At 68.8% G+C, this 2,545-nt stretch carries 2 protein-coding genes and 1 pseudogene; all 3 read right to left on the bottom strand.

Features of this window, described 5'->3' with window-relative positions; all coding sequences use genetic code 11:
* Positions 1–99 precede the first annotated feature (99 nt).
* On the bottom strand, positions 100–1,704 hold the full coding sequence (gene serA, locus B4E30_RS08925) for a phosphoglycerate dehydrogenase (RefSeq protein WP_194385086.1): 1,605 nt from the start codon (positions 1,702–1,704) through the stop codon (positions 100–102).
* 148 nt (positions 1,705–1,852) lie between these two features.
* Positions 1,853–2,209, bottom strand: coding sequence for a hypothetical protein (locus B4E30_RS08920; protein WP_194385085.1), 357 nt, complete (start codon positions 2,207–2,209; stop codon positions 1,853–1,855).
* Positions 2,206–2,545: pseudogene (locus tag B4E30_RS08915) on the bottom strand (DNA polymerase III subunit gamma/tau); the annotation flags it as partial. The pseudogene B4E30_RS08915 and the gene B4E30_RS08920, both read right to left, overlap by 4 nt.

The following is a 2,545-nucleotide window of genomic DNA, read 5'->3' as shown; positions in this document are numbered from 1 at the left end:
CTCGTCACCGGCGTGCTGCCGGGTCCGCTGCCGCGCGACGCCGAACTGGATGCCCTCGTGGAGCTGGTCGTGCAGGCGACGCGCGGCGCGTGAGGCCGATCAGGCCTCGGTGATCTCGATCTGACGGAACAGGTCGGCGTGGATGGCCGAACTGACCTCCTCGAGAAGTGCGTCGTCGACGGGCGAGTCGACCGTGAGAACGGACAGCGCCTGGCCGCCCGCAGCCTCGCGCGCGATCTGCATGCCCGCGATGTTGATGCCGGCCTCACCGAACTTCTGGCCGTACACGGCGACGATGCCGGGGCGGTCGGTGTAGAGCATGACGACGTGGTGCTTCTCGATCGGGAGCTCGATCGCGTGACCGTTGATGCCCACGAGCTTCTCGACCTGCTTGGTCCCGGTCAGGGTTCCGGACACCGACAGCTGCGAGCCGTCGCTGAGCGCACCGCGCAGCGTGATGACGTTGCGGTACTCGGGGCTGTCGTCGTCGACGAGCAGCCGCACCTCGACGCCGCGCTGCTCTGCCAGCAGCGGGGCGTTCACGTACGACACGGTCTCGCTGACGACGTTGGTGAACACGCCCTTGAGCGCGGCGAGCTTCAGCACGCCCACCTCGTAGTCCTTCAGCTCACCGTGCACCTCGACATCGAGGCTCGTCAGCGGCGAGTGAGAGAGTGCCGAGAAGATCTGACCGAGCTTCTCGACGAGGGGGATGCCGGGACGCACGTACGGGTCGATGACGCCGCCGGCGACGTTGACGGCGTCGGGCACCAGTTCGCCGCCGAGGGCGAGGCGCACCGAGCGGGCGACGGAGACACCGGCCTTCTCCTGCGCTTCCTCCGTCGATGCCCCCAGGTGCGGGGTGACGACGACGTTCGGCAGGTCGAGGAGCTTGTGCGCGGTGCCGCCCTCGGCCGGCGGCTCCGACGTGAAGACATCCAGGCCGGCGCCGGCGATCTCCCCCGTCGTGAGCGCGTGGAACAGCGCCTCCTCGTCGATCAGACCGCCGCGCGCGACGTTCACGACGTACGAGGACGGCTTCATGAGCTTCAGCTGCTCGGCACCGATCATTCCCGTGGTCTCGGGCGTCTTCGGCATGTGGATCGTCACGAAATCGCTGTGCTCGAGCAATTCGTCGAGGCCGACCAGCTGCACACCGAGCTGCTGGGCGCGGGCGCTCGTGACGTAGGGGTCGTACGCGACGATCTTCATGTCAAACCCCTGCAGGCGGGCCGCGATCAGCGCGCCGATGCGACCGAGGCCGATGATGCCGACGGTCTTCTCGAAGAGCTCTGTGCCGGTGTAGGAGCTGCGCTTCCACGCGCCACCCGACAGCGACGCGTGCGCGGCGGGAATGCGGCGGGCGAGGCTCAGGATGTGACCGACGGTCAGCTCCGCGGCGGAGATGATGTTCGAGGTGGGCGCGTTGACCACCATGACACCTGAGGTGGTCGCCTGCTTGATGTCGACGTTGTCGAGGCCGACGCCGGCGCGGGCGACGACCTTGAGGTTCGGCGCGGCCGAGAGCGCCTCGGCGTCGATCTTCGTCGCGGATCGCACAAGGACCGCGTGCGAGTCTGCGAGGGCCGCCAGCAGAGCGGGCCGATCGGTGCCGTCGACGTGGCGCACGTCGAAGTCGGGACCGAGGGCGTCGATCGTGGCGGGAGAGAGCTGTTCGGCGATGAGCACGACGGGCTTCGACACGTGGTGTTTCCTTCGGTGGCGGTGCGCGAGGGCGCGGTGCAGAGCGTGAATGCCGCGCCGGGCGGGGGCGAGGCGAGGCCGAACTCAGCCTAGCGCGCGGGTCGGAAGCCGACGAACCGTGTGACGGCGAGAGGTGAGCGACCGGCCATCACGTCTCGACCGGGTTCAGGAGGCTGTCGGTGATCGACGAGTAGGCGAGCACGTCGAGCCAGAACACCGCCACGAGCGCGAGACCCACCAGCAGGATCACCGCCAGGGCCGCCGCACCGCGTCGACGCCCGAGAGCGAAGGCGAAGGCGAAGACCACGACGGGGAAGACGACGGCGAACCCCAGGACCGCCCACCCCACGCCGTTCAACCCGCGCACTCCGCTGGCCTGCAGGATCAGGAAATCGAGCGCGTTCCACACCGCGTAGGCATAGAGCAGTCCGAAGGCGCCGGTGATCGTCGCCGTGAGCCAGGTCGGGATGCGTCGCGTGCTCGTCGTCGCGTTGTCGGCGGTCATTGTCCGATCGCTCCGATCATCGCGAAGGGCCAGGGAACGAGGAGCACCACGCCCCCGGCGAGCCAGACGAAGCGCACCCACGAACGCGATCGACGGGTCAGCAGCACGGTGGCTGAGAACCAGATCGCCGGTGCCGCGACGGCGATCCACAGGGCGAAGGCGTACGCGACGCGGGCTACGGCCGTCTCCGGCAGAAGGAACGGGATCACGTCCTGCAGTCGAAGGCCGCCGACGATCCATCCGATCGTGTAGAGCAGATAGACCCCGCCGAGCACGCCCAATGCGATGAGCGCGGCGTTGCCCATGGGCTGCGCCTGGTCAGCGTCGGCCGGAGCG

It is taken from the genome of Microbacterium sp. UBA3394, from assembly GCF_002358725.1.
In the GTDB taxonomy this organism is placed as follows: Bacteria; Actinomycetota; Actinomycetes; order Actinomycetales; family Microbacteriaceae; genus Microbacterium; species Microbacterium luteum.
Note: the sequence above shows the minus strand (reverse complement) of the source record. Positions and strands in the feature narration are given on the sequence as shown.